At 70.9% G+C, this 21,852-nt stretch carries 22 protein-coding genes; 10 read left to right on the top strand and 12 right to left on the bottom strand.

Going from position 1 to position 21,852, the window contains the following annotated elements; genetic code table 11:
• Window positions 1-6: 6 nt before the first annotated feature.
• Window positions 7-648 (bottom strand): TetR/AcrR family transcriptional regulator, encoded by a 642-nt coding sequence (locus ACFZBP_RS31860; protein ID WP_062724355.1) that lies wholly within the window; start codon window positions 646-648, stop codon window positions 7-9.
• Window positions 649-737: 89 nt separating this feature from the next.
• Here ACFZBP_RS31860 and ACFZBP_RS31855 point away from each other — a divergent pair, with 89 nt between their 5' ends.
• The 3 genes from ACFZBP_RS31855 (at window position 738) to ACFZBP_RS31845 (ending at window position 2,970) form a co-directional block, all read left to right on the top strand.
• Window positions 738-1,889 (top strand): acyl-CoA dehydrogenase family protein, encoded by a 1,152-nt coding sequence (locus ACFZBP_RS31855; protein ID WP_383449969.1) that lies wholly within the window; start codon window positions 738-740, stop codon window positions 1,887-1,889.
• 73 nt (window positions 1,890-1,962) lie between these two features.
• A complete protein-coding gene (locus ACFZBP_RS31850) occupies window positions 1,963-2,250 on the top strand; it encodes a YiaA/YiaB family inner membrane protein (RefSeq protein ID WP_030054237.1) in 288 nt (95 codons plus the stop codon).
• Between the two features lie 96 nt (window positions 2,251-2,346).
• The gene (locus tag ACFZBP_RS31845; RefSeq protein WP_383449970.1) at window positions 2,347-2,970 is read left to right on the top strand and encodes a TetR/AcrR family transcriptional regulator; all 624 of its coding nucleotides are present in this window, start codon (window positions 2,347-2,349) and stop codon (window positions 2,968-2,970) included.
• 25 nt (window positions 2,971-2,995) lie between these two features.
• Here the strand turns inward: ACFZBP_RS31845 and ACFZBP_RS31840 are convergent, their stop codons facing one another.
• Window positions 2,996-3,457 carry a MaoC family dehydratase gene (locus tag ACFZBP_RS31840; RefSeq protein WP_048586061.1) on the bottom strand — a complete coding sequence of 154 codons (462 nt, stop codon included), beginning with the start codon at window positions 3,455-3,457 and terminating at the stop codon, window positions 2,996-2,998.
• 120 nt (window positions 3,458-3,577) lie between these two features.
• Here ACFZBP_RS31840 and soxR point away from each other — a divergent pair, with 120 nt between their 5' ends.
• On the top strand, window positions 3,578-4,084 hold the full coding sequence (gene soxR / locus ACFZBP_RS31835; protein ID WP_391418049.1) for a redox-sensitive transcriptional activator SoxR: 507 nt from the start codon (window positions 3,578-3,580) through the stop codon (window positions 4,082-4,084).
• A gap of 432 nt (window positions 4,085-4,516) precedes the next feature.
• Here the strand turns inward: soxR and ACFZBP_RS31830 are convergent, their stop codons facing one another.
• Window positions 4,517-5,584, bottom strand: coding sequence for an RNA ligase (ATP) (locus tag ACFZBP_RS31830; RefSeq protein ID WP_391418047.1), 1,068 nt, complete (start codon window positions 5,582-5,584; stop codon window positions 4,517-4,519).
• A gap of 81 nt (window positions 5,585-5,665) precedes the next feature.
• Here ACFZBP_RS31830 and ACFZBP_RS31825 point away from each other — a divergent pair, with 81 nt between their 5' ends.
• A complete protein-coding gene (locus tag ACFZBP_RS31825; protein WP_391418045.1) occupies window positions 5,666-6,445 on the top strand; it encodes a hypothetical protein in 780 nt (259 codons plus the stop codon).
• On the opposite strand, the gene ACFZBP_RS31820 is transcribed toward ACFZBP_RS31825, so the two are convergent.
• Entirely contained in the window at window positions 6,415-7,143 is a 729-nt protein-coding gene (locus tag ACFZBP_RS31820; RefSeq protein ID WP_391418043.1) for a 3-keto-5-aminohexanoate cleavage protein, read from the bottom strand. The genes ACFZBP_RS31825 and ACFZBP_RS31820 overlap by 31 nt on opposite strands.
• Window positions 7,144-7,223: 80 nt before the next feature.
• Complete coding sequence (locus ACFZBP_RS31815) at window positions 7,224-7,829, bottom strand: hypothetical protein (protein WP_383449975.1); 606 nt, start codon at window positions 7,827-7,829, stop codon at window positions 7,224-7,226.
• 231 nt (window positions 7,830-8,060) lie between these two features.
• On the opposite strand from ACFZBP_RS31815, the gene ACFZBP_RS31810 reads away from it, so the two are divergent.
• Entirely contained in the window at window positions 8,061-10,859 is a 2,799-nt protein-coding gene (locus ACFZBP_RS31810) for a penicillin acylase family protein (protein WP_391418040.1), read from the top strand.
• A 41-nt stretch (window positions 10,860-10,900) separates the two neighbouring features.
• On the opposite strand, the gene ACFZBP_RS31805 is transcribed toward ACFZBP_RS31810, so the two are convergent.
• On the bottom strand, window positions 10,901-12,244 hold the full coding sequence (locus tag ACFZBP_RS31805; RefSeq protein ID WP_391418038.1) for a serine-threonine protein kinase: 1,344 nt from the start codon (window positions 12,242-12,244) through the stop codon (window positions 10,901-10,903).
• Window positions 12,245-12,351: 107 nt separating this feature from the next.
• Window positions 12,352-13,590, bottom strand: a complete 1,239-nt coding sequence (locus ACFZBP_RS31800; protein WP_391418036.1) for an exo-beta-N-acetylmuramidase NamZ domain-containing protein — start codon at window positions 13,588-13,590, stop codon at window positions 12,352-12,354.
• A 131-nt stretch (window positions 13,591-13,721) separates the two neighbouring features.
• Between ACFZBP_RS31800 and ACFZBP_RS31795 the strand changes: the two genes are divergently transcribed.
• The 3 genes from ACFZBP_RS31795 to ACFZBP_RS31785 are packed head-to-tail and all read left to right on the top strand — an operon-like array spanning window position 13,722 to window position 16,797.
• Window positions 13,722-14,495, top strand: coding sequence for an SDR family NAD(P)-dependent oxidoreductase (locus ACFZBP_RS31795; RefSeq protein WP_391418034.1), 774 nt, complete (start codon window positions 13,722-13,724; stop codon window positions 14,493-14,495).
• Window positions 14,492-16,165, top strand: a complete 1,674-nt coding sequence (locus tag ACFZBP_RS31790; RefSeq protein WP_391418032.1) for an AMP-binding protein — start codon at window positions 14,492-14,494, stop codon at window positions 16,163-16,165. The genes ACFZBP_RS31795 and ACFZBP_RS31790 overlap by 4 nt, the downstream gene beginning before the upstream one ends.
• Before the next feature lie 38 nt (window positions 16,166-16,203).
• The gene (locus ACFZBP_RS31785) at window positions 16,204-16,797 is read left to right on the top strand and encodes a TetR/AcrR family transcriptional regulator (RefSeq protein ID WP_383449981.1); all 594 of its coding nucleotides are present in this window, start codon (window positions 16,204-16,206) and stop codon (window positions 16,795-16,797) included.
• Between the two features lie 303 nt (window positions 16,798-17,100).
• Here ACFZBP_RS31785 and ACFZBP_RS31780 read toward each other — a convergent pair whose 3' ends face one another.
• The 3 genes from ACFZBP_RS31780 to ACFZBP_RS31770 all read right to left on the bottom strand — a co-directional run bounded on the left by ACFZBP_RS31780 (window position 17,101) and on the right by ACFZBP_RS31770 (window position 19,839).
• Complete coding sequence (locus tag ACFZBP_RS31780) at window positions 17,101-18,315, bottom strand: acyl-CoA dehydrogenase (RefSeq protein ID WP_234768498.1); 1,215 nt, start codon at window positions 18,313-18,315, stop codon at window positions 17,101-17,103.
• A 6-nt stretch (window positions 18,316-18,321) separates the two neighbouring features.
• Window positions 18,322-19,344, bottom strand: a complete 1,023-nt coding sequence (locus ACFZBP_RS31775) for a phosphotransferase family protein (protein WP_062724340.1) — start codon at window positions 19,342-19,344, stop codon at window positions 18,322-18,324.
• 198 nt (window positions 19,345-19,542) lie between these two features.
• Window positions 19,543-19,839 (bottom strand): hypothetical protein, encoded by a 297-nt coding sequence (locus tag ACFZBP_RS31770; protein WP_383449982.1) that lies wholly within the window; start codon window positions 19,837-19,839, stop codon window positions 19,543-19,545.
• A gap of 112 nt (window positions 19,840-19,951) precedes the next feature.
• On the opposite strand from ACFZBP_RS31770, the gene ACFZBP_RS31765 reads away from it, so the two are divergent.
• On the top strand, window positions 19,952-20,941 hold the full coding sequence (locus tag ACFZBP_RS31765; protein ID WP_391418028.1) for a zinc-binding dehydrogenase: 990 nt from the start codon (window positions 19,952-19,954) through the stop codon (window positions 20,939-20,941).
• Between the two features lie 89 nt (window positions 20,942-21,030).
• Here ACFZBP_RS31765 and ACFZBP_RS31760 read toward each other — a convergent pair whose 3' ends face one another.
• Together ACFZBP_RS31760 and ACFZBP_RS31755 are read right to left on the bottom strand one after the other, a co-directional pair.
• Complete coding sequence (locus ACFZBP_RS31760) at window positions 21,031-21,360, bottom strand: DUF202 domain-containing protein (RefSeq protein ID WP_391418026.1); 330 nt, start codon at window positions 21,358-21,360, stop codon at window positions 21,031-21,033.
• Entirely contained in the window at window positions 21,357-21,749 is a 393-nt protein-coding gene (locus tag ACFZBP_RS31755; protein WP_062724336.1) for a YidH family protein, read from the bottom strand. Before ACFZBP_RS31755 ends, ACFZBP_RS31760 begins: the two co-directional genes overlap by 4 nt.
• Between the last annotated feature and the right edge of the window lie 103 nt (window positions 21,750-21,852).

The following is a 21,852-nucleotide window of genomic DNA, read 5'->3' as shown; positions in this document are numbered from 1 at the left end:
AGGACGCTAGGCGGTACGCCTGACCTGCTCGTACTGTTGCGCGAGGCCGTCCAGCAGCGCTGTCAGCCCCGTCTCGAAGGCCCGCTCGTCGATCTTCTCCTGCTGCTCGGCGAGGAGGTGGGCCTGCCCGAGGTGGGGGTAGTCGGCGGGGTCGTAGGCGCTCGCGTCGTCCACGAAGCCCCCGGCGAACGAGCCCAGCGCCGAGCCCATGATGAAGTACCGCATCAGCGCGCCGATGGACGTGGCCTGCGCGGGCGGCCAGCCCGCCGCGACCATCGCGCCGTAGACGGCGTCGGCGAGCCGCAGTCCGGCCGGGCGGCGGCCGGGGCCGCGGGCCAGGACCGGGACGATGTTCGGGTGGTCGCGCAGGGCGGCCCGGTAGGAGACGGCCCAGTCGTGCAGCGCGGTCCGCCAGTCCCGGCCGTCCTCGAACATCGACAGGTCGACCTGTGCGCTGACCGAGTCGGCGACCGCCTCCAGGATCTCGTCCTTGGTGCGGAAGTGGTTGTACAGGGACGGTCCGCTCACGCCCAGTTCCGCCGCGAGCAGACGCGTGGAGAGGGCCGCGAGCCCCTCGGCGTCCACCAGCGCGCGTGCCGTGTCGACGATCCGGTCGGTGCTGAGCAAGGGCTTGCGCGGTCGGGCCATGGCGCACATAGTAGGGCTGCAACCAGAAACTAGCAGTGCTAATTTAAATGTGCAGCTTTCAAGGTCCGTTATCTGTGGGGTGACTCGGCATGAACCTGGAGCTCAGCGAGGAGCAGACCGCGGCCCGGCAGCTCGCCCGGGACTTCGTGGACCGCGAGATCGCCCCGAACGTCGTCGCCTGGGACCGCGCCGAGGACGTGGACCGCTCGATCGTCAAGAAGCTCGGCGAGGTCGGCTTCCTGGGCCTGACGATCGACGAGGAGTACGGCGGCTCCGGCGGCGACCATCTCGCGTACTGCCTGGTCACGGAGGAACTGGGGCGCGGGGACTCGTCCGTGCGCGGCATCGTGTCCGTCTCCCTCGGACTGGTCGCCAAGACCGTCGCCGCCTGGGGGAGTGAGGAGCAGAAACGGCGCTGGCTGCCCGGTCTCACCGCGGGCGAACTGGTCGGCTGCTTCGGCCTCACCGAGCCGGGCACCGGCTCCGACGCGGGCAACCTCGCCACCCGGGCCGTGCGCGACGGCGACGACTACGTCATCAACGGCACCAAGATGTTCATCACCAACGGCACCTGGGCCGATGTCGTCCTGCTCTTCGCCCGCTCCACCGACGCGCCCGGCCACAAGGGCGTGACCGCCTTCCTCGTCCCCACCGACACCCCCGGCCTGACGCGCCGCACCATCCACGGCAAGCTCGGCCTGCGCGGCCAGGCCACCGCCGAACTGGTGCTCCAGGACGTACGCGTGCCCGCCTCGGCCCTGCTGGGGGAGGAGGGCAAGGGCTTCTCGGTCGCGATGTCGGCCCTGGCCAAGGGGCGGATGTCGGTGGCCGCCGGGTGCGTCGGCATAGCGCAGGCCGCCCTGGACGCGGCCGTCCGGTACGCCGGTGAGCGCGAGCAGTTCGGCAAGCCGATCGCCCGACACCAGCTGGTCCAGGAGCTGATCAGCGACATCGCCGTCGACGTGGACGCCGCCCGGCTGCTGACCTGGCGGGTCGCCGACCTGATCGACCGAGGGCTGCCCTTCGCCGTCGAGTCCTCCAAGGCCAAGCTGTTCGCCTCGGAGGCCGCCGTCCGCGCCGCCAACAACGCCCTCCAGGTCTTCGGCGGCTACGGCTACATCGACGAGTACCCGGCGGGCAAACTGCTGCGCGACGCCCGCGTGATGACCCTCTACGAGGGCACCAGCCAGATCCAGAAACTGCTCATCGGGCGGGCGCTGACAGGGGTTTCGGCATTCTGAGCGGGGACATCTGAGTACCGGCTGAGTACTTCAGCGGATGTGTCCGGCGCCACGGCCGCCGACCCTGTTCCCCATGAGTGACACACCGGTCAAGCAGCAGAGCACGGCCGCCTTCTACGGCCAGTCCGTCGCGTCCTTCGCGGTCGCCATGGCCGCCACCGGCATCGGCATCTATCAGTTGAACGCCAACGCCTGGGTGCGCGGCTTCCTGGCCATCGCGGTCCTCTACCTGGTGACCTCGGCGTTCACGCTCGCCAAGGTCATCCGCGACCGCCAGGAGGCCGGGCAGATCGTTAGCCGGGTCGACCAGGCACGGCTGGAGAAGCTGCTGGCGGAGCACGACCCCTACGAGAAGATCTGAGCCGCGAGAGGATCTGACCCGCGAGGGTCTCGCTAAGCGCTCGCTCAGTATCGGCGGTATGGTGGGGGTTCTGTCAGCGAGAGGGGCGAGTGAGCGATGAGTACGGCGGAGGAGACGGCCGGCGGCGAGACGTCGGCCTGGGGTGAGGTCACGCCCGACGCGGCCCGGCGGCTGCTGATCGCCGCCGTGGAGGCCTTCGCCGAACGCGGCTACCACGCCACCACGACCCGTGACATCGCCGGGCGCGCGGGCATGAGCCCCGCCGCGCTCTACATCCACTACAAGACGAAGGAAGAGCTGCTCCACCGCATCAGCAGGATCGGCCACGAGAAGGCGCTCGACATCCTGCGGACCGCGGCCCGGCGCGAGGGCAGCCCCGCCGAGCGGCTCTCCGACGCCGTGAGCTCCTTCGTCCGCTGGCACGCCGGGGGCCGTACCACCGCGCGGGTCGTGCAGTACGAGCTGGACTCCCTCGGCCCCGACGCCCGCGCCGAGATCCTCGCGCTGCGCCGGCAGTGCGACGCCGAGGTGCGCGCGATCATCGAGGACGGGGTGGCGGCCGGTGACTTCGACGTCCTGGACGTGAAGGGCACGACCCTCGCCGTGCTGTCGCTGTGCATCGACGTGGCCCGCTGGTTCAACGTCGACGGCCCCTGGACCCCCGACGAGGTCGGCGCGCTGTACGCCGACCTCGTGCTGCGGATGGTGGGGGCCAAGTAGGTCCGGCCGGGGCTGCCGGGTCCGCCTACAGGTAGTACCGCGACACGGACTCCGCGACGCACACGGGCTTGTCCCCGCCCTCGCGCTCCACGGTGAACGCGACGGCGACCTGGACGCCGCCCGTCACGTCCTCGACGCCGGTGATGGTGGCGGTGGCGCGCAGGCGGGATCCGACGGGTACGGGGGCGGGGAAACGTACCTTGTTCGTCCCGTAGTTGACGCCCATCTTCACGTTCTCGACCTTGATGAGCTGAGGTCCGAAGAGCGGGAGCAGCGACAGGGTGAGGTAGCCGTGGGCGATGGTGGTCCCGAAGGGGCCCGCCGCGGCCTTCTCGGGGTCCACGTGGATCCACTGGTGGTCGCCGGTGGCCTCCGCGAACAGGTCGATCCGCTTCTGGTCGACCTCCAGCCAGTCCGTGTACCCCAGCTGCTCGCCCACCGCCGCCTTCAGGTCGTCGGCGGAGGTGAAGATCCTCGGCTCTGCCATGTCCAGGCCTCTCGCGTCGCGTGTTCCAGAATGCCATGTCTAAGCAACTGCTTAGCATGCTAGGGGGTGGGGCCCCTGTCAATGGACCGGTGGTGTGACGCGGTAGGTAGGTTTGGGGGCGTGCCCCAGATCCCCGAGAAGATCCATGAGCTCACGGTCGGCCAGCTCTCCGCGCGGAGCGGTGCCGCGGTGTCCGCCCTGCATTTCTACGAGTCCAAGGGTTTGATCAGCAGTCGGCGTACGTCCGGCAACCAGCGTCGCTACTCGCGTGACACCCTGCGCCGGGTCGCCTTCGTCCGCGCCGCGCAACGGGTCGGCATCCCCTTGGCGACGATCCGCGACGCGCTCGCGGAGCTCCCCGAGGAGCGTACGCCGACGTATGAGGACTGGGCGCGGTTGTCCGAGGCGTGGCGTTCGGAGCTGGACGAGCGCATCAAGCAACTGAACCGTCTGCGTGATCACTTGACGGACTGCATCGGCTGCGGGTGTCTGTCTCTGGACACGTGTGTCCTGTCCAACCCGGACGATGTGTTCGGCGAACGGCTGACGGGGTCGCGGTTGATGGTGGAGCAAGGGGGAGGGCGGGAGCGCGGGCGCGGGCGGGGGCGCGGGGCGGGCTGCAGTTGAGGCGCCTATGAGTTCGGGGCCTCCGGTTTGATGGCGGCTGCGGGTCGGGTGTGACTGGTCGCGCAGTTCCCCGCGCCCCTGGGTGGGCTGGGGTGCCGTCGGGGGTCCGGCTAGGCCATGTCGCCTGCAGGGACAGCCGGCCAGGGCAACCTCTGCCGCGGACCGCGGACCGCGGACCGCGGACCGCGGACGGCGGACGGCAGACCGCGGACCGCAGACCGCCCGCGGACGGCAGGCGGCAATGCGCAGTCCGCAGTCCGCAGTCCGCAGTCCGCAGGCGGCTGACGGCAGACCGCCCGCGGACGGCAGGCGGCAGTGCGCTTGGCTATGGGCGGTTGTGTCGCAGGGGGCGGTGTGGGTGGGCGCGGGTGGTGCCCGGTCGGTGCGGGGGAGCGGGCGGGCCCCCGCGCCCATGAGCGGCGCCGGGCGCTGTCACTCGTACTCGGTGCCGCCCTTGCGTGTCAGGTACGCCGGGCTGACCGCCTTGGCGATCGCGCGGCCGCCTGTTACGGGGCTGTGGCGCTCCGTGGCGGGGCGTATCACCACGCCTTCGCGGAGATGGAGTTCCCGTCCGGAGACCGTCTCGCGGCCGGTGGCGATGGCCAGGACGCGTTCGATGTCGTACAGACCCTCGAACAGCCGTGGGACCAGGGGGAGTTCGCCGTCCAGTACCTCCGCGGGGTCCAGCCAGCGCACCCGGCCGTCGATCTCCGCGGAGACGTCGAACGCGGCGTACCCAAGGGTCTCCCGTCGACCGTCGGCACCGTACGTCAGGTCCTGCACCCCCGCGCCGTAGACCTCGCCGAAGACGCCCACCCGGCGGGCACCCAGTCGTCGGGCCAGTCGGGCCGCCGCCTCGGCGACGCCGTGCCCGCGCACGGCCCGCCAGTACAGGTTCCGCGCATCCTCCCGCAGCGCCAGCGACTTCGCGCCGAAGCCCTTGGAGGAGACGTACACCCGGTCGTCGTCGGCGACATACGTCAGCAGGCATGCCGAGCCGTGCAGCTTCTCGGTCAGCACCACGGGTTCGCCCGGGGTGAAGATGTCCGGGTACCGCTGGATGTTCTCGATGTCGACCCAGGGCAGCAGATCCGGCGCCGACTCCACGTCACCGGACATCGTGGGCGGGATCGGCGGCACCCACTTGGTGACGCCGAGCAGTTCGGCGAAGTCGGCACCCTCCGCGGCGGCCCGCGCCAGGTCGACGTCGGCCAGCGCCTTCGGCCGGCACACGATGCCCTGGGACAGCTCACCGCGCAGCCGGACCGCCTTGACCCGGTCGGCATTGCCGCCCGCCAGCCGTCCGGTCAGCCCCAGCTCCTCGATCAGCTCGGCCGGCAGCACGGCCTGCTCGGGGATGTACACGGCGGCCTCACCGGTGCGGTACGCGCCCTTGGCGACGACGGCCCGGTACAGACCCACCTGGGCCAGTTCCAGCGCGTCGGCGTTGGGATGTTCGTGGACGGTCAGCACTTCTGCGGTGACGCGCAGCGTCGACATGAGGGCTCCTCGGGTGTACTTCAGGGATGTTTCATCGCCCCCCAACTGTCCGTGCGGGAAAGGGATGGAGCGACGGGATTTGTGGCTGGTATCGTCGCGATCTTCGGCCGGCGGCCCGCCGCGCACGGAGTCCTGACGGGACCGACCTTCATGTCCTCAGCCGCCCTCGACGCAGCCCTTGCCGACATCGACGCAGTCTTCAGCGGGTGCGCGAGCCCCGCCGAGACCGGCTGCGGCTACTGCCACGCACCCGAGGAGACCGCGTATCTCCGCACGCCGGACGTGCCGATACCGCTGGAGACGGTGCGGTACTACCTCTTCGAGGTGCCCAACCACTTCGACGACCACCCGGCCGTGATGCGGCGCCTGCTGCCGCAGGGGGCGCGGGCGATGGCTGACGGCACCCTGGGGGTGATCGGCTACGGAGCGCACGGGCTGACGCGGGTGGACTGGCGCTTGTGGCCGACCGAGCAGGCCGCCGCGATCGAGGCGTTCCTTCGCGCCTGGTGGCAGCACGCCCTCGCCACACCCGAGCCGCCGTACGGCATCGACGCCGTCTTCGACACCTGCGCCACGATCGCCAGGACGGTGACCCCGTTCCTGGAGGGCTGGGTGCCCGGCCGGGTCGCCGACGCGCATCTCGCCCGGTGCGCCGACGTCTGGCTCTACGACCTGCTGTCCGACGACTCCCCGTTCTCCTGGTGGTACGACGACAGCGTGGACGCCGGAGTCTCGGACCTGCGCGCCTGGCTCACCGGACCCGGCGCCGCGCGCCTGCACGCTGCGGGTGAGTACGACCTGGCGACTCGTGCCGAACTCCTCGCCCTGCCTCAGAGCGAGCGCTGGGACCGTCTGTACTGAACCAGCCCCGCCGCCACCAACTGACCGTTGGACAAAGCCCGTTCCCCGTTCGGCAGGACCAGCGTGTCCTCCAGGCCGATCCGCGTCGCCAGCCCCAGCCGTCCCGCCAGCCGCAGCACCGGCCACGCACCGCCGTCCTCCCCGTGCAGCAGCACGGGACGGCCGAACGCCGGGCCCAGGTCGGCGAGGAGAGCGTGGGCGGCGGCCTCGGCGGTCTCCGGTGACGGGTCAGTGACCTCGACCAGCACGCGCAGCACCCTCGGCCCCAGCGGCGAGGCGGCGAACCGGGCCGCGCCGTCCGTGCCGGACCAGATGCCCGCCTCGACGCCCACGCCCCGCTCGATCAGCGCCGCGGCCACGTCCTCGGCGCCCTCCTCGTGCCAGTTGACCGAGGCGTGGTCCGGCAGCGCCGTCCAGCTGCGTACGCGTGCCACCCGGGCCGCCGGATCCGGTTCCGCCCAGGCGCCCGTGGTCACCCCCACCGGCACCGACACCCGGGCCCGTATCGCCGCTAGCGTCGGCGCGAGCACGCGCGGGGACAGGCTGTCCTGTCCGCAGGGAGTCTTGGCGTGGACATGGATGTCGGTGGCTCCGGCCGCGACCGCCTCGGCCGCGGAGTCGGCCAGCGCCTCCGGCGAGAGCGGCACCACGGCACCGTCGCCGGCGCCCCGACTCCCGTTCAGACACACCTGGATCATGTCTCGATCGTGCCACCCGGCACTGACAACAGGGCCCCCGACAGAAGGGGGTGCGGCATCCCCTGCGCACCCCCGTCGTACTAGGCGGACATGAGCAGTCGCCGTTCGCGCCGGGACGCCGACAGCGCCTCGGGCGTGAGAACCGGACGCGGTACGACGATCCCGCACTCCGTGCAGACCGGGCCCGACGACGGTTCATGGGCCAGGTCGTACTTGTAGATCAGCCGGTCCCCGCCGCACACCGGGCACTCGCAGCCCGGGTCCCGCTCCAGCGCGGAGATCAGCCGGCGCAGCACCTCGGCCAGCGGTTCGTCCGGGTGGACCCGGGGGTTGTCGCACCAGGCGACCCCGAAACCGCCCCAGGTCAGCCGGTGCCAGTCGTCCACACTGCCCGGCCTGCGCAGTCCGTCGTGCTTCTCCTTCTTGCGCCGCTCGGCGAACTCGACCTCATAGGCCAGCCAGACCGAACGCGCCTCCTCCAGCTCGTCCAACGCGGCCACGAGCCGCGCAGGATCGGGGGAGCGGTCCTCGGGGCCGAACCCCGCCCGGGAGCACAAGTGGTCCCAGGTCGCCCTGTGCCCGTAAGGAGCGAACCGCTCAAGGCACTTACGCAGCGAGTAGCGCCGTAGCGCCAGATCGCACCGCGGATCTCGCACCTGTCTCGCCAGACTCCGGAAACCGGCCATCGCCCTGCACCTCCGTCACACCTGCACCTGTACTTCGGTCACTTCGGCGTCGCCGCACGGACTTCGCGCGACGTTGACGAATAGACGTATCGACATGCGATTCGGCTCCATCCGATTTCCGTTGACCTCCACAGCGAGCCCTGGCGACTCCCAAACGTGACGCATGTTCATCTTCAATCCCGGGGATACCGCCGGTAACATCCCGGCTCACCCTCGTCGGTAGGAGCGGCCATGCCACGGCGTACCCCACGCAACGCCCTCGTCGGACTGAGAACTCCCGGCAGATTCCCCGGGTTCCTGAAGACGGCATCCATATGCGTTCTGATTGCCGGTCTTTTGTCGCCGCTTTCCCCGGTGGTCGGCGCGCCCCCGGCCGCGGCGGCCGAGGCGACCGCCGTCACCGACCACTGCGGGAAACAGTGTTCCGACATCCTTCCGCCTGGTCAGAACGGCAATGCCACCCTTGCCCAGATCCTCCTCAACCAGGCCTTCGGCAGCATGCCCGAACACGCCTCGGACCAGCTCGGGCCCTACGCCAACCTGGCCAAGGGCTACTCCGGACTGACCAACGCGACGATCAACAACTTCTTCAACGACGCCTCGTTCGGCGTGCCCTCCGATCAAGTCGCCTCCACCGTCAGTCCCGCCGGGCGCGGCGACGTGACGATCGTCCGTGACAAGAAGACGGGTGTGCCGCACATCACCGGTACCACCAGATACGGCACGGAGTTCGGCGCCGGCTATGCGGCCGCCCAGGACCGGCTGTGGCTGATGGACGTCTTCCGCCACGTCGGACGCGGACAGCTCACCTCCTTCGCCGGCGGCGCGCCCTCCAACCAGGGCCTGGAGCAGCAGTTCTGGCGCCACGCGCCGTACACCGAGGCCGATCTCCAGGCCCAGATCGACAACGCCGTCGTCTCCAACGGCGAACGCGGCCAGTTGGCCCTCGCCGACGCCAAGGCCTACCTCGACGGCATCAACGCCTACATCGACGCCTCCGACAGCGGCCGCTACTTCCCCGGCGAGTACGTCCTGACCGGCCACAAGGACTCCGTCACCAACGCCGGCACCATCGAGCACTTCAAGATCACCGACCTGGTCGCGCTGGGCTCGGTGATCGGCGCCCTGTTCGGCTCCGGAGGCGGCGGCGAGGTCAACAACGCGATCTCCCTGCTGGCCGCCCAGGAGAAGTACGGCGTAGCCGAGGGCACCAAGCTGTGGGAGTCGTTCCGCGAGCGCAACGACCCCGAGGCGGTCGTCACCGTCCATGACAAGAGCTTCCCGTACGCCACCAAGCCCGACGATCCCCAGGGCGAGGCCCTGCCCGACGCCGGGTCCGTGGCCGAGGAACAGCTCGTGTACGACCGTACGGGCAGCGCGGCCGGATCGGCCGCGAGCACCGCGTCGACCACGGCCGCCAAGACGGCCATGACCTCCGCCAGGCGCGGCATGTCCAACGCCCTCGTGGTCGGCGGCGAGCACACGGCCAGCGGCCACCCCGTCGCCGTCTTCGGCCCGCAGACCGGCTACTTCGCCCCCCAGCTCCTCCTGCTCCAGGAGATCCAGGGCCCCGGCATCAGCGCCCGCGGCGCCTCCTTCGCCGGCCTGAGCATGTACGTCGAGCTCGGCCGCGGCCAGGACTACTCGTGGAGCGCCACCACGTCCGGCCAGGACATCATCGACACCTATGCCGTCGAGCTGTGCCAGGACGACCACCACTACCTGTACCGCGGCACCTGCACCGCCATGGACAAGGTCGAGCAGAAGAACGCCTGGAAGCCGACGACCGCCGACAGCACCCCCGAGGGCTCGTACACGATGCGGGTCTGGCGGACGAAGTACGGTCCCGTCACCCACCGCGCCACGGTCGGCGGCAAGAAGGTCGCCTACACCACCCTGCGCTCCTCCTACCTGCACGAGGCCGACTCGATCATCGGCTTCCAGATGCTGAACGACCCGGACTACGTCAAGGGCCCGGAGGACTTCCAGAAGGCGGTGCAGCACATCAACTACACCTTCAACTGGTTCTACGTGGACTCCGAGCACACCGCCTACTACAACAGCGGCGACAACCCGGTCCGGGCGACCGGCGTCGACGCGGAGTTCCCGGTGTGGGCCCAGCAGGCGTACGAATGGCGGGGCTGGAACCCGACGACGAACACGGCCCAGTACACCCCGCCCTCGGCCCACCCCAACTCCATCGACCAGGACTACTACATCTCCTGGAACAACAAGCAGGCCAAGGACTACACGACCGCCCCCTGGGGCGACGGCTCCGTCCACCGCGGCAACCTGCTGGAGAACCGGGTCAGGAAACTGGTCGACGCGGGCGGCGTCACCCGTGCCTCGCTGGTGAAGGCGATGGCCGACGCGGGCCTGGCCGACCTGCGGGCCGAGGACGTCCTGCCGGACCTGCTCAAGGTCGTCACCAGCTCGACTGTGACCGACTCCACCGCCGCGGCCGCCGTCAGCAAGCTCCAGGCGTGGATCTCGGCCGGCGGCAAGCGCACCGAGACCTCGGCCGGTTCGAAGACGTACGCCGACGCCGACGCGATCCGCATGCTGGACGCGTGGTGGCCGCTGCTGGTGAAGGCCGAGTTCGAACCGGGCCTCGGCAGCGAGCTGTACGGCGCGATCACCGCCAACCTGCCGATCGACGAGTCCCCGTCGGCCGCCCACGGCCCGACCGGCTCGCACGCCGGAAGCTCCTTCCAGTACGGCTGGTGGAGCTACGTCGACAAGGACATCAGGGCCGTCCTCGGCGAGTCCGTCCAGGGCCCGCTGGACCGGAAGTACTGCGGCGGCGGCAGCCTCAGCGCCTGCCGGGACCTCCTGATCAGCACCCTGAAGGAGGCGGCCGGAAAGACCGCGGCCCAGGTCTACCCGGGCGACGACCAGTGCTCGGCGGGCGACCAGTGGTGCGCCGACTCGATCGTCCAGCGCACGCTGGGCGGCATCAAGCACGGCAAGATCAGCTGGCAGAACCGGCCGACGTACCAGCAGGTCGTGGAGTTCACGTCCCACAGGTGACCGGTCGGGCGGACCAGCGGCGGCGGGTCAGTGGACACGGGTCAGTGGATACGGCCCGCCGCCAGCACCACCCGGGCCAGCTCCCGGTGCACGATGTCGCTGTGCGCCCCCGCTGGCGGCCCGCCCCGCCTGACGACCGCCGCCGCGTCGATGTTGACGCAGCCCGAGGTGGGCAGCTTCGCCGTCAGCGCGTCGGCCAGCTCGAACGACCGGGTCCCCGGCACCGCCTGCACCCCGTCGTGCCCCATCGCACCCCACTTGTCGCCCAGCATCCGGCCGACGTCCGGGGCCGCGATCCCGCGCGCGTCACCCGCCATCCGGGAGGCCAGCGGATACATGGCCGACAGGGCCGAGTCGTGCCGCGAGTAACAGCACACCAGCGGTCCGTCGACCCGGTTCTGCTGCCCCTCCAGCACCCCGCCCGCCCGCGCGTCGTGCGGCAGCCGGGACGCGAACGCGTAGTGCGAGAAGGCGCCTTGGAGCAGGGTCACGGACTTCACCGTGCGCACGCCCTTCGGCAGCCCGCGCAGTGCGAACGACACCAGCCGGGCGCCGAAACTGTGCCCGACGAGATGCACCCGCACCTCGCCCGACCGCTCGGCGAGCTGCCCGATCACCCGGCCGAGCCCACGCTCGCCGACCGTCCCCGCGCGCCGCTTCATGGCGTAGTACGTCGCCTGCCGCAGCAGTTCGTGCGCACCCTCCCAGGGGTTCGGCAACGAGAACGAGGCCGCGCCCTTTGGCGCCCCGCCCGACGGTGTCCCGTCCGGCGCCTCGAGTCGTGCCAGCGCCCGCGCGAACTCCTCGCACAGGGCGGCGGTCGAGCCGGAGAACATGTCCGGCGAGTCCTGCGGCACCCCCTCGCACAGCGTGTCCGCCGCGAACAGCGCCTGCGGCCCCGGCGGCACGACGTCCACCAGCATCCGCACCAGCCGCCCGAACTCCTCCAACTCGGCCTCCTCACGCGGCTGCTGGTCCAGCATCCGCGCGATCTGGTCGATCACGGTCGCCCGCCCGGGGAACGTCTCCAGCAGCGCGTGCCGCGTGTCCTTGTCGAGCACCGGCCGACGGGGCAGCTCGGCCGCCACGGCCCGCGGGAAGTCCGGGATGGGCTCGTCCGAGAACCGCATCGACGGCCAGACCACCCCGACGTACCCGATTTTCGCCGCCGGAGCGAGCTGCGGGATCGGCGCGAAGAAGCGGTCGTAGAGCCGCGTCGCCCCCGACCGGTCGCTGTTCCAGCCGTGCGCGAACACGATCAGATCACGGACGCGGTGCCGGGCGACCCCGGCCAGCAGCCGGTCCCGCCTCGTCGCGTCCGGATCGCCGTCCGCGTCGAATGTCAGCTCCCAGTAGGGAGTCACGCTCACCGCCGGTTCCGCCATGACAGGCCCCCTCGTCCCCCGAATCAGTGCGATACGGGCGCATCGTCCTGCTGGCGGGCGGGATTGGCCATACGTCGTCACCCATCAGAGGCACACAGCGGGGGCGCTCATTTGTACAGCAGGTACTCCTTGCGGATCCGCCGGAACGCCGCCAGCTCCCGCTGCCAGTCCGCCACCACGTCGTCGGGGCCCGCGCCCGCGTCGATCATCGTGCGCACCCGGGTGGAGCCGGTGAGCTTGTCGATCCAGTTGTCGGGCCGCCAACCGAACCCGCTCCAGACCTTCTTGGCGGTCACGAGAAGGCCGATCCCGGTGCGGACGGGGTCGTAGGCGGCACGGTCGTGCACATGGATCTGCACGCCGCCGATGGTCTTGCCCTGGAACTTCGAGAAGGTCGGCGCGAAGTACGCCTCCCTGAACCGCACGCCCGGCAGGCCGAGTTCGTTCGCCGCCGCGGCCCAGCGGCCGTCAATGCCCTCCGCGCCCAGCAGTTCGAAGGGGCGGGTGGTGCCACGGCCCTCCGAGAGGTTCGTGCCCTCGAAGAGACACGTCCCCGGGTACACGAGCGCGGTCTCCGGCGTCGGCATGTTCGGGCTCGGCGGCACCCACGGCAGGCCCGAGGCGTCGTAGAAGTGGGAGCGCCGCCAGCCCGTCATCCGTACGGTCTCCAGGGGGACCGGCGCGGTGAGGAACTCCCCGTTGAACAGCCGTGCCAGCTCCGCGACCGTCATACCGTGCGCCTGCGACACGGGCTCCCGGCCGACGAAGGTGGCGAACTCCTTGTGCAGGACCGGGCCCTGGGCCGACCGTCCGGTCACCGGGTTCGGCCGGTCCAGCACCACGAAGCGCTTGCCGGCCAGCCGGGCCGCGTCCATGCAGTCGTAGAGGGTCCAGATGTACGTGTAGAAGCGGGCGCCCACGTCCTGGATGTCGAAGACGATCGTGTCGACGCCGGACGCCGTGAAGATGTCGGCGAGGGGCTGACCGCTCTTGAGGTACGTGTCGTAGACCGGGAGGCCGGTCGCCGGGTCGTCGTAGCGGCCCTCCGAGCCGCCGGCCTGGGCGGTGCCCCGGAATCCGTGTTCCGGGCCGAAGACGGCACGTAGGTTCACTCTGTCGTCGGCGTGCATGACGTCGACGATGTGGCGGACGTCGCGGGTCACGCCGGTGGGGTTGGTGACGATGCCGACGCGGTCGCCGCTGAGCTGGGCGTAGGCGGATGCGGCGAGGTTCTCGAAGCCGGTGCGCAGGTGCCCGCGGCGCTCGGCGGGGGAGGCGGGGGGTGCTGCGGAGAGCGTGGTTGCTGCCGTTGTCGCTGCGAGGAGAGCTCGTCTGGAGAGGCGCATGAGGGGCACGGTATGCGCTCCCGCAGGTTGTGGGGAGGGGTGCGGCTGGTACGTGGCTGGACCCTTCCTTGTTACATACCGACCGGTTAGTCTGGGCCTGCCTGCAGTCGAGCCGGAGTCGAAGGAGACCGATGGTGGAAGCCGTTCAGGGTGCTGGAGTGGTCGTCACGGGGGCCGGGGGTGGCATCGGGGCGGCGCTCGCGCGTCGGTTCGCCGCCGAGGGGGCCCGGGTGGTCGTCAATGACCTGGACGGGGTGAAGGCGGCTGCCGTCGCCGACGAGATCGGTGGTGTCGCCGTGCCCGGTGACGCCTCCGCGATCGTCTCCGAGGCCCGGGACGCGCTCGGCGGTACCGTCGACGTCTACTGTGCCAACGCCGGTGTCGCCTTCCCGGGCGAGGAACCGGGGCAGGAGGTCGACGAGAAGTCCTGGTCGCTGTCCTGGGACGTCAACGTCATGGCACACGTGCGTGCCGCGAACGCGCTGCTCCCGGACTGGCTGGAGCGTGGCAGCGGGCGGTTCGTGTCCACCGTCTCGGCCGCCGGGCTGCTCACCATGATCGGCGCCGCGCCCTACGCCGTCACCAAGCACGGCGCCTACGCCTTCGCCGAGTACCTGTCGCTGACGTACCGGCACCGCGGCGTGAAGGTCCACGCCATCTGTCCCCAGGGTGTGCGCACCGACATGCTGGACGCCACCGGCAGTGCGGGGGACCTGGTGCTGAAGCCCACGGCCATCGCGCCGGAGGACGTCGCGGACGCGCTGTTCAAGGGCATGGCGGAGGACCGTTTCCTGATCCTGCCGCACCCCGAGGTCGCCGGGTACTACGAGGCGCGGGCCGCCACGCCCGACCGCTGGCTGGCCGGCATGAACCACATCCAGCAGAGGTGGGAGGAGGCCCGGTGACCGACACCTCCGCCTCCCGGTACGCGGCCAAGCCCTGGCTGGCCCTGCTCTCCGACGCCCAGCGCGCCCCCATCGACCCGGACCACACTCTCGTGCACGCCCTGCGCCGGGTGGTCGCCGAGACCCCGGACCGCGCCTTCCTCGCCTACTTCGACGGCCGCCTGACCTACCGCGAGGTCGACGAGCTCAGCGACTCCGTCGCCGGGCACCTCGCCGCCCGTGGCCTGGAGCGCGGCGACCGGGTGGCGATCCTGCTGCAGAACTCCCCGCACTTCGTGCTCGCCCTGCTGGGCGCCTGGAAGGCAGGGGCGGTCGTCGTGCCCGTCAACCCGATGTACAAGTCGGGGGAGGTCGGCCATGTCCTGCGGGACGGCGAGGTGGCCGCCCTGATCTGCTCCGACCGGGCCTGGGAGGCGTATCTGCGCGAGACGGCGGCGGACTCGCCGGTGCGGATCGCGCTCACCGGCTGCGAGCTGGATTTCCAGGGGCGCGACGACGCGCGCGTGCTGTCCTTCGAGCGGCTCCCGCAGGCCGACGACGCCGACGACCTGACGGCCGTGTCCCGCGCCGGCCACAAGGCGCCGGAGGGCCGTGACCTCGGCCCCTCCGACATCGCCCTGATCAGCTACACCTCGGGCACCAGCGGCACCCCCAAGGGCGCCACCAACACACACGGCAACATCATGTACAACGCTGAGCGGCAGCGGACCGGCCTTGAACTGCCCGAGGCGCCCGTCTACTTCGCGCTGGCGCCCCTCTTCCACATCACCGGGATGGTCTGCCAGCTCGGCGCCTGTCTGGACAGCGCGGGCACGCTGGTGCTGGCGTACCGCTTCGAGGCGGGTGTCGTGCTCGACGCCTTCGCCGAGCACGGGCCGCACTACACCGTCGGCCCGTCGACGGCCTTCATGGCGCTCGCCGCCCACCCGGCCGTCACCCGCGACCACTTCGCCTCCTTCCGGATGATCTCCTCCGGCGGCGCCCCGCTGCCGCCCGCCCTGGTGGAGAAGTTCCGGGCCGGCTTCGGCCCGTACATCCGCAACGGATACGGCCTCACGGAGTGCACCGCCCCCTGCGCCTCCGTCCCGCCCGGCCTGGAGGCCCCCGTCGACCCGGTCTCCGGCACCCTGGCCGTCGGCCTGCCCGGCCCCGAGACGGTCGTACGGATCGTCGACGACCAGGGCCAGGAGGTCCCCTTCGGCGAGCAGGGCGAGATCCTGGTTCGTGGCCCGCAGGTCGTCCCCGGCTACTGGCGGCGCCCCGACGCCACCGCCGAGACCTTCCCCGAAGGCGAACTGCGCACCGGGGACATCGGCTTCATGGACGCCGAGGGCTGGCTGTACGTCGTCGACCGCAAGAAGGACATGATCAACGCGTCCGGCTTCAAGGTCTGGCCGCGCGAGGTCGAGGACGTGCTCTACACCCACCCGGCGGTGCGCGAGGCCGCCGTCGTGGGGGTGCCCGACGGGTACCGCGGGGAGACCGTCAAGGCGTACATCAGCCTCCGTCCGGGTGCGGAAACCGACCCCGGCGCACTCGCCGCGTACTGCAGGGAGAGACTGGCCGCCTACAAATATCCGCGTCAGGTGGAGATCCTGCCCGACCTGCCGAAGACGGCAAGTGGCAAGATCCTCCGACGGGAGCTCCGTTCCCGCACGAACGACGGTTAGACAGCAGCAGACATCTCGGAAGGGCAGGTGGCGGCACAGTGGCCAGGACGACGGACGGAGACGGTACGCCCGTCCCGCAGCGGCTGCTCGCCGCCGCCACCCGGCTCTTCGCCGAGCGTGGCTACGACCGCACCTCGGTGCAGGAGATCGTGGAGGCGGCCGGCGTCACCAAGGGGGCGCTGTACCACTACTTCGGTTCCAAGGACGACCTTCTGCACGAGGTGTACGCGCGTGTGCTGCGGGTCCAGCAGGAGCGGCTGGACGCTTTCGCGGATGCCGACGAGCCGATCGAGAAGCGGCTTCGGGGGGCGGCGGCGGACGTCGTCGTCACGACGATCGAGAACCTCGACGACGCGATGATCTTCTTCCGGTCGATGCATCATCTGAGCCCGGAGAAGAACAAGCAGGTGCGGGCCGAGCGGCGGCGCTACCACGAACGCTTCCGTGCGCTGATCGAGGAGGGGCAGGAGGCCGGCGTCTTCTCCAGGGCGACCCCTGCCGACCTGGTCGTCGACTACCACTTCGGCTCCGTCCACCACCTGTCCACCTGGTACCGCCCCGATGGCCCCCTCACCCCCCAACAGGTGGCCGACCACCTGGCCGACCTCCTGCTACGCGCCCTCCGCCCGTAACCCGTTTCCTCGCCCCCGCCGCCCCTACCCGTCCCATCCCTGGGGGCTGCGCCCCGAGACCCCCCTGATCGGCCCTGCGGGCCTCGTCCTCAAACGCCGGACGGGCTGGAAGATCGGAGCGGGGTCTGGGGCGGAGCCCCAGAAGGGGCGCGGGGCCGTGTCGATATGCGGCTCCGCCGCGTGGGCGCGACCAGCCCCCACCGTCCCACACCCGAAGACCGACCCGGGGTCGAAGGGGCGGAGCCCCTGGGGATGGGACGGGTAGGGGCGGCGGGGGCGAGGCAACCCCCGTCGCCCCCGGCGTCACATGTACTTCTTCAGCTCCCGCCGAGCCAGCGACCGCTGATGCACCTCGTCCGGACCGTCCGCGATCATCAGGGTCCGCGCCCCGGCGTACAGCTCGGCCAGCGGGAAGTCCTGGCTGACACCCCCCGCACCGTGCAGCTGAATCGCCCGGTCGATGATGTCGACCACCGCCCGCGGCGTAGCGATCTTGATGGCCTGGATCTCCGTGTGCGCCCCCTTGTTGCCCACGGTGTCCATCAGCCAGGCCGTCTTCAGGACCAGCAACCGCAACTGCTCGACCGTCACCCGCGCGTCGGCGATCCAGTTGTGCACGACCCCCTGCTGGGCCAGCGCCTTCCCGAACGCCGTACGGGACACGGCCCGCCGGCACATCAGCTCGATGGCCCGCTCGGCCATGCCGATCAGCCGCATGCAGTGGTGGATACGACCGGGACCGAGCCGCGCCTGGGCGATGGCGAAGCCGCCGCCCTCCTCGCCGATGAGGTTGGCCACAGGCACGCGCGCGTGGTCGAAGATCACTTCGGCGTGACCGCCGTGGTAGTGGTCCTCGTAGCCGAACACCTGCATCGCGCGCTTCACCGTGACACCCGGGGTGTCACGGGGGACCAGGATCATCGACTGCTGCCGGCGGATGTCGTCGCCGTCCGGATCCGTCTTGCCCATCACGATGAAGATCTTGCAGTCCGGGTTCATCGCCCCGGAGATGTACCACTTGCGTCCCGTGATGACGTATTCGTCACCGTCCCGCTCGATCAGCGTGGTGATGTTGGTGGCGTCGGACGAGGCCACCTCCGGCTCGGTCATCGCGAACGCCGAGCGGATCTCACCCGCCAGAAGCGGCTCCAGCCACTGCTTCTTCTGCTGCTCGTCGGCGAACTGGTACAGCACCTCCATGTTCCCGGTGTCCGGCGCCGCGCAGTTCGTCGCGGTGGGCGCGAGCTGCGGGGAGCGGCCGGTGATCTCGGCGAGCGGCGCGTACTGGAGGTTGGTGAGACCGGCGCCGTACTCGGCGTCGGGGAGGAAGAGGTTCCACAGGCCCTGCCTGCGCGCCTCGGCCTTGAGCTCCTCGACCACGGCCGGGGTGTCCCACGGGGACGCCAGCGCGGCCCGCTGCTCCTCGGCCACCGCCTCCGCCGGATAGACGTACTCGTCCATGAAGGCGAGCAGCTTGGCGCGCAGTTCCTCGGTGCGCGCGTCGAACGCGAAGTCCATGGCGGATCAGCCTTCCTGAAGGGTGGTGAGGCCGTGCTGGATGAAGACCGGGACCAGGTCGCCGATGCGGTCGAAGCCGCGGCCGACGGTCTGGCCCAGCGTGTAGCGGTAGTGGATGCCCTCCAGGATCACGGCGAGCTTGAACCAGGCGAACGCCGTGTACCAGGAGACCGCGGAGACGTCGCGCCCCGAGCGCGCGGCGTACCGCTCGATCAGTTCGGCCGGTTCCGGGTGACCGGGGGCCTCGGCTGTCGTGGACACGGGGGAGTCGGGCATGCCCAGCGGCATGCTGTACATCACCAGCAGGCCCAGGTCGGTCAGCGGATCGCCGAGCGTGGACATTTCCCAGTCGAGGATCGCCTTGATCGTGTCGTCCGCCCCGATCAGCACGTTGTCGAGCCGGTAGTCGCCGTGCACGACGGTCGCGGTGGGGGAGGCGGGCAGCCGGCGGCCGAGCGTCGCGTGGAGCTCGTCGATGCCGGCCAGCTCACGATTGCGGGAGGCGTCCAACTGCTTGCCCCAGCGGCGCAGTTGCCGGTCCAGGAAGCCCTCGGGCCGGCCGAAGTCCGCGAGGCCCACCTCGGCGGGATCCACGGCGTGCAGCTCGACGAGCGTGTCCACCAGCGACAGCACCGCGCCCCGGGTGCGCTCGGGGCCGAGCGGGGCGAGCTGGTCGGCGGTGCGGTACGGGGTGCCCTCGACGAACTCCATGACGTAGAACGGCGCCCCGAGCACCTCCTCGTCCTCGCACAGCAGCACCGGCCGCGGCACCGGCACACTGGTCGGGTGCAGCGCGCTGATGACCCGGTGCTCGCGCTTCATGTCGTGCGCCGTGGCGAGGACATGGCCGAGCGGAGGGCGGCGTACGACCCACTTCGAGGTGCCGTCGGAGACCGCGTAGGTGAGGTTCGACCGTCCGCCCTCGATCAGCCGGCCGGTCAGCGGACCCTGCGCCAGACCGGGCCGCTCACGCTCGAGCAGGCCGCGCAGTCGGTCGAGATCGAGACCGGGCGGATGGTCGGGGCTCATACGTCTCTCCTGAAAGGCAGGTGAACGGGACCTGACTCATGATGCCGACCAGTCGGTATGTAGTCCAGTAGGGGAGCCGAACGTGATCGGGGCCACGATAGGCCGACAGCTCCCCGCGCGGAGCGTCAGGGAGCTGTCGGTGGTGTCTTCTCGGCCAGTGAGCTTCGGCGGCCGGGCGGCCGGAGCCTCTGGGTGGGCTCAGTGGTCGTCCCAGTGGCCGTCGTGGGAGGCGTGCCGGTGGCCGTCGTGGAGGTAGTCGACGTGGTCGCCGTGCAGGACGCTCTCGTGTCCGCAGTCGGCGCCGTGCTGATGGGTGTGGCCCTCGTGTGCGACGTGCCCGTCCGCCTCGCACTCGTCCCAGTGACCGCTGTGCTCGCGGTGCAGGTGACCGTCGTGCGCGTAGTCGGTGTGGTCGCCGTGCGGCACCGCGGTGTGCCCGCAGTCCGGACCGTGGGTGTGGGTGTGGGAGGGGTGTTCCGCGTGCAGCGTGGTCATGGTGCTCACCTTCGAAGGCGGGGGTCGTGACGTCGGACAGGCTGCCACGCGAACGCCGCATATCGGGTCATTCGGCTTGCGTGGCGTCCTGTCACCCCGGAGGGTCGAACCCATGAAGGGCATCAGCTACACACGCTACGGCGGGCCCGAGGTGCTCGCATACGGAGAGCTGCGCGAGCCGCGCGTCGGCCCCGACTCCGTGCTGGTCAAGGTGCGGGCGGCGGCCGTCAACCCGGTCGACTGGAAGTGCCGCGAGGGCCACATGGACCGGCTGCTGGAGCCGGCCTTCCCGGTGGTGCCCGGCTGGGACGTCTCCGGGGTCGTGGTCCAACCGGGCGTGTCGGTCACCGAGTTCGGCGTCGGCGACGAGGTCATCGGCTACGTACGCGAGGACCTGCTCTCCCACGGCACCTTCGCCGAGTACGTCGCCGCCCCCCTGCGCACCCTCGCGCGCAAGCCCCGCAACCTCACCTGGGAGGAGGCGGCCGGACTGCCCCTGGTCGGACTGACGGCCTATCAGGTGCTGATCAAGGTCCTGGAGGTGCGGCGCGGCGAGACCGTCCTCGTGCACGCGGCGGCCGGCGGGGTGGGCTCGATCGCCGTCCAGCTCGCCCGCCATCTGGGTGCCCGGGTGATCGGCACGGCGAGCCCGCACAACCACGATTTCGTGCGCGGCCTCGGCGGCGAACCCGTGGAGTACGGCGACGGCCTGACCGAACGGGTGCGCGGTCTCGCGCCCGAGGGCGTGGACGCCGCGTTCGACACGGTCGGCGGCGGCGCGCTGAAGGCCTCGGCCAACCTCCTCGCCCCCGAGGGCCGACTGGTGTCGATCGCCGACCCGGACGTCTTCGACTACGGCGGCCGCTACTACTTCGTCCGCCCCGACGCGACGGACCTGCGCCGGCTGTCCGAGCTGGCGGAGGAGGGCGTGGTGACCGTGCACGTCTCGGAGACCTTCCCGCTGGAGCGAACGGCGGACGCCCACCGGCTCAACCAGGAGGGCCGCACCCGCGGCAAGATCGTGGTCACGGTGGACTGGGAGACGGAGGAGGAGCCGGTGGCACCGGATGGGTTGTGGCAGGAGCCGGACCAGAACCCGTAGCTCATCGAAAGGCCCTGGAGAGGGATCTGGAAAGGGACCTTGGAAGGGGACCTGCGGTCGGGGCCTTCGATCGGGGTTTTCGAGAGGCCTCAGAGGACCAGTGCGGCGCCGCACACCGCCAGGGCCACCGTGAACAGGACCGTGGCCGTGGCCTGCCGGGGGGTCAGCGGCGGGGGTTCGGGCGACGCGGCGAGGGCGTGGATGCGGCGGTGGGCGAGGGCCAGGAAGGCAAGCCACAGCCCGCAGCACAGGGCGCACGCGACGATCCCGGCGACCGAGACGCTGCCGTGCAGCGCGGTCTTCACGGCGAGTACGGCGGCCACCGCGCCGGACAGTGTCGTACGGCGCCACGCGAGGCGCGTCCGCTCGGGCTGCAGTCCCGGATCGCGCACCGGCTCCGCGGCCGCCCCCGCGCTCACCCCTCCCACCCCACGAGGACGACGACGACCATCGCCACGGCGACGACCGCGACCACGAGGCTCAGCACCGCCGGGAACCGCGACACCGGCAGATCCTCGCCCCGGCGCATCGCCCGCTCGCAGCGCACCCAGTGGTTGACCGCGCGGAGCGAACACAGCACCCCCGCCGCGAGCAGCGCCAACGCGAGCCCGACCCGCCAGCCCCAGCGCAGGTCCGGCAGGAACTGGTCCACGGCGAAGCCGCCGCCGATGAGGGCGAGGGCGGTACGCAGCCAGGCCAGGAAGGTGCGCTCGTTCGCCAGCGAGAACCGGTAGTCGGGGGTGCCGCCCTCCTGCCGGACCTCCTGCGGCGCGAACCACAGCCGGACGTTTCGTACGTACTCGATCACATGCACGACCCTATCCGGGCGGCGGCCGAGGGGCGTTGTCAGTGCCGCCCGCTACGGTTCGGGGCAGGGAACTTCCCACGTCACTGGCCGGGTAAGCGATGCC

The organism is Streptomyces sp. NPDC008086 (assembly GCF_042957325.1).
GTDB lineage: Bacteria > Actinomycetota > Actinomycetes > Streptomycetales > Streptomycetaceae > Streptomyces.
The sequence above is the reverse complement of the archived record's forward strand: the minus strand, read 5'-3'. Positions and strand labels throughout refer to the sequence as shown.

Bases quoted from the DNA above. Each gene is read 5' to 3' on its own strand.
- ACFZBP_RS31860 (WP_062724355.1), bottom strand. From the start codon at position 648: ATGGCCCGACCGCGCAAGCCCTTGCTCAGCACCGACCGGATCGTCGAC.
- ACFZBP_RS31855 (WP_383449969.1), top strand. From the start codon at position 738: ATGAACCTGGAGCTCAGCGAGGAGCAGACCGCGGCCCGGCAGCTCGCC.
- ACFZBP_RS31850 (WP_030054237.1), top strand. From the start codon at position 1,963: ATGAGTGACACACCGGTCAAGCAGCAGAGCACGGCCGCCTTCTACGGC.
- ACFZBP_RS31845 (WP_383449970.1), top strand. From the start codon at position 2,347: ATGAGTACGGCGGAGGAGACGGCCGGCGGCGAGACGTCGGCCTGGGGT.
- ACFZBP_RS31840 (WP_048586061.1), bottom strand. From the start codon at position 3,457: ATGGCAGAGCCGAGGATCTTCACCTCCGCCGACGACCTGAAGGCGGCG.
- ACFZBP_RS31830 (WP_391418047.1), bottom strand. From the start codon at position 5,584: ATGTCGACGCTGCGCGTCACCGCAGAAGTGCTGACCGTCCACGAACAT.
- ACFZBP_RS31820 (WP_391418043.1), bottom strand. From the start codon at position 7,143: ATGATCCAGGTGTGTCTGAACGGGAGTCGGGGCGCCGGCGACGGTGCC.
- ACFZBP_RS31815 (WP_383449975.1), bottom strand. From the start codon at position 7,829: ATGGCCGGTTTCCGGAGTCTGGCGAGACAGGTGCGAGATCCGCGGTGC.
- ACFZBP_RS31810 (WP_391418040.1), top strand. From the start codon at position 8,061: ATGCCACGGCGTACCCCACGCAACGCCCTCGTCGGACTGAGAACTCCC.
- ACFZBP_RS31805 (WP_391418038.1), bottom strand. From the start codon at position 12,244: ATGGCGGAACCGGCGGTGAGCGTGACTCCCTACTGGGAGCTGACATTC.
- ACFZBP_RS31800 (WP_391418036.1), bottom strand. From the start codon at position 13,590: ATGCGCCTCTCCAGACGAGCTCTCCTCGCAGCGACAACGGCAGCAACC.
- ACFZBP_RS31795 (WP_391418034.1), top strand. From the start codon at position 13,722: ATGGTGGAAGCCGTTCAGGGTGCTGGAGTGGTCGTCACGGGGGCCGGG.
- ACFZBP_RS31780 (WP_234768498.1), bottom strand. From the start codon at position 18,315: ATGGACTTCGCGTTCGACGCGCGCACCGAGGAACTGCGCGCCAAGCTG.
- ACFZBP_RS31775 (WP_062724340.1), bottom strand. From the start codon at position 19,344: ATGAGCCCCGACCATCCGCCCGGTCTCGATCTCGACCGACTGCGCGGC.
- ACFZBP_RS31770 (WP_383449982.1), bottom strand. From the start codon at position 19,839: ATGACCACGCTGCACGCGGAACACCCCTCCCACACCCACACCCACGGT.
- ACFZBP_RS31765 (WP_391418028.1), top strand. From the start codon at position 19,952: ATGAAGGGCATCAGCTACACACGCTACGGCGGGCCCGAGGTGCTCGCA.